This window comes from Wolbachia pipientis, from assembly GCF_023661085.1.
Classification (GTDB): domain Bacteria; phylum Pseudomonadota; class Alphaproteobacteria; order Rickettsiales; family Anaplasmataceae; genus Wolbachia.
In genome coordinates, this window is record NZ_JAHDJT010000132.1 from 1 (window position 1) to 3,313 (window position 3,313).

Sequence of the window (3,313 nt, forward strand, 5' to 3'; positions counted from 1 at the left end):
TTGTTGTAACTTTTTGAAACAAAATGACCTTAAATAGTTATTATAACCGCTTTAATCCTGACAAAGAATACGAAAAAAGTTTGTTCCTGGCAGGAAGAGGTCTACAATCAGCAGAATTAAACGAGACTCAGGAGTATGCTCTCTCTAAGCTTAAAGGCATAGGTGATGCAATATTCCGTGATGGTGATGTTATAGCAGGAAGCAATTGTATTATAGATAGAGAAACTGGTAAAGTTACACTTGAAGGAGGAAAAATCTATCTGCGTGGTGCAGTTAGAAAAGTCGAAAAAGAAGAGTTTGTTATTCCACTGAGTACCACAGTGCGTATAGGTATTTATTACCTAGAATCTACCATTACAGAACTTGAGGACGAAAATCTTCGTGATCCTGCTGTTGGTACAAGAAACTATCAGGAAGTAGGAGCTGCAAGGCTTAAAGTTTCCACCATTTGGGGATACCAAGTAGAAAGTGTTACTGTTAACTCTACAAATGGCGAATTTTACCCAATTTACAATATTGAAAATGGAGTATTAATAGAACATTCACCACCTCCACAAGCAAACATAGTAACTACTGCTCTTGCTCGTTATGACAAAGAAGCAAATGGTTCCTACGTTGTAAATGGTCTTGAAGTAATGTTCCTGCAAAAGGAAGAGGGAGAAGAAGGGGTAAAAAAAGGTAAAAAAGAAATATTTGTGATTAATGAGGGTAAAGCTCATGTTGATGGCTATGAGATTGAACTTCATCACAGTATTCGTGTTTCTTTTGATGAAGATCCGGATATAAAATCAGTTGAATCAGAACCACATACTTTTCAGCCAAATAGCCAAAGAGTAATGGAACTGAAGGTTAATGATTTTCCAATAAGTGAAATCAAAAAAGTAGACATAACTGTTCAAAAAACTATTACTGTTACTCACGGTTCATATTCTGGAGCTATTGATCCGATACCTGACTCTGCAGTACTTGAGATTATTCAAGTTAAACAAGGCAATGTTATTTATGAAAACAGTATAGATTACAAACTAAACGCAGGAAACGTTGATTGGTCATTACCTGGTAAAGAACCAGCTCCTGGAAGTAGTTACCTGATAACCTATCGCTGCCGCACTCATATAAGCCCTGAAGATATAAGCGAAGAGGGATGTAAAGTAAGAGGTACAGTTGATAACAGCTTGGTTCTGGTTGATTACACCTGGAAAATGCCCCGCTATGATTTAATTACTATCGATAGCAAAGGAGTGGTAAGAAGAATAAAAGGAATTTCCCACCCTTGGCGACCATCAATGCCTAGAGCGCCTAGTGGACAACTTTTGCTCTGCTACATTCATCAGACGTGGAAAAAAGGCGAAGGGGTAAAAATAGTGAATAATGCTATTCATGCTGTACCGATGAATGAGCTTGAAGCAATGAAAAAAGGAATAAATGATCTTTATGCGCTGGTTGCACAGGAGGGTTTACGCAGTGATGCAAATTCAAGAGAACCTACCACCAAAAAAGGAGTATTTGTTGATTCGTTTTTTGACGATGATATGCGTGATCAAGGAATTTCACAATCTGCAGCAATAGTAAATAGGGAGCTGATATTGCCGATAAACGTAGAAATCATTGATATTGAAAGAGGTAGAGAACCTTATCTTTTACCTTATAAACTTGAACCGGTACTGGAGCAGCTTTTACAGACTAAAGGAGAAAAGATCAATCCATATCAAGCTTTTGATCCAGTCCCGGCACAAATTACTCTAAATAAAAACATTGACCACTGGACAGAGGTTACCACGAATTGGAAAAGTCCAGTAACTAGAGTGTTTAATATTACGGAAACAACAGAGCTGCTGTCAAGTACTTCATACGAAACTGAATTTATGAGAGAAGCAGTACAGAATTTTGAAATTGAAGGTTTTGAGCCAGATGAAAAGCTTAAGGAAATAAAATTTGATGGCATTTCTATTATGCCTATGGCATAGAGGAAAAAAAAGTGGAAAAAAGAGCTAACAACCAGGGAAAATTAAAGGGAAAGGTGAAAGTACCAGCAAACATTCCAGCAGGTACTAAATTAGTACAGTTTTATGGGGATAAAGGAAGCTATGGAGAAGCAACTTATACTGGTAAAAAAACTATTACCATAGAAGAGAGAAGAAGAGTTATCGCAGCAAGAAGAGTTGATCCTTTAGCGCAAACATTTACTTTAAATGAGAGCAGACACATAGGAGGTCTAGAGTTATGGTTTATAAATAAAGGCAAAAAACGTGTTGTTGTGCAGATTAGAGAAACAGCAGTGGGAATGCCATCGCAGACTGTTATTGCTGAAAGCTATATTGAGCCGAAAGATATAAAAGTAGATGGCACAGCAACACGTATAGAATGGTCGCCAGTGTTTTGCCATGCAGGAGAGGAGTATGCAATAGTGCTACTTACTGATGATCCTGGTACTGCAGTAAAAATAGCCGAACTTGGCAAATATGATGTAGTAAATAGCCGTTGGGTAACAAGCCAGCCATATCAAGTAGGAGTATTACTGTCATCAAGCAATGCAAGCACCTGGACTCCACATCAAAATTTAGATTTAACGTTTCGACTACTAGCTGCAAAATTTAGCGAAAATTCTCATGTTATTGATCTTGGCAAAGTTACAGCAACCAATACTTCAGATTTAATTGTTTTGACGAACGTCGAAAAAGTAGCATTTGATACCAATGTAGAATTTATTCTGACAGATGAAGAAGGAAAAGAAAATTTTCTATCTGATAACTTGCCGCTCGCGCTGCGTGAAAGACTATCTGGAGAGTTAACAGTAAAGGCAAATTTAAAAGGGTCAAAAGAAAAAAGTCCAGTGCTATATCCAGGGTTACAGCTAGTTCTAGGTAATCTTTCAGAGTCTGGAGATTATGTTACAAGAAGTATTACAGCAGGAGCTAACACTAAAATTACCATAACGTATGATGCGCTAATACCTGGCACTGCAGATGTAAAAGCATATGTGCAAAAAAATGTGGATTGGCAATTAGTAAATTTAACATCAGGAAAACCAATTGGAGAAAATTGGGTAGAGAGAACTCATGTGCTGACAAACTTTAATGGCAATGAAACAAGGATAAAATTAGTTTTAAGTGGAACGGTTGTTTATCGCCCTAAGGTAAAAAATCTCAGAGTGATTGTCACATAATGACTGTTGACCAAACCAAACGAGGATATCCACTGCCTCATCCAGAAAATATTGCAGTTCAAGATGTGGTACGTATCCGTACTACAATTGAGAAAATAGATGAAGATATTACCGAAAGAGAAGATGAGCATAATCAACTAAAAAATA

At 37.2% G+C, this 3,313-nt stretch carries 2 protein-coding genes; both read left to right on the plus strand.

Annotated elements, in window-relative coordinates; all coding sequences use genetic code 11:
* Positions 1–23: 23 nt before the first annotated feature.
* Entirely contained in the window at positions 24–1,967 is a 1,944-nt protein-coding gene (locus DM84_RS05460) for a DUF4815 domain-containing protein (protein WP_250778952.1), read from the plus strand.
* Between the two features lie 11 nt (positions 1,968–1,978).
* Positions 1,979–3,166 carry a hypothetical protein gene (locus tag DM84_RS05465; RefSeq protein ID WP_250778954.1) on the plus strand — a complete coding sequence of 396 codons (1,188 nt, stop codon included), beginning with the start codon at positions 1,979–1,981 and terminating at the stop codon, positions 3,164–3,166.
* Positions 3,167–3,313: the final 147 nt, after the last annotated feature.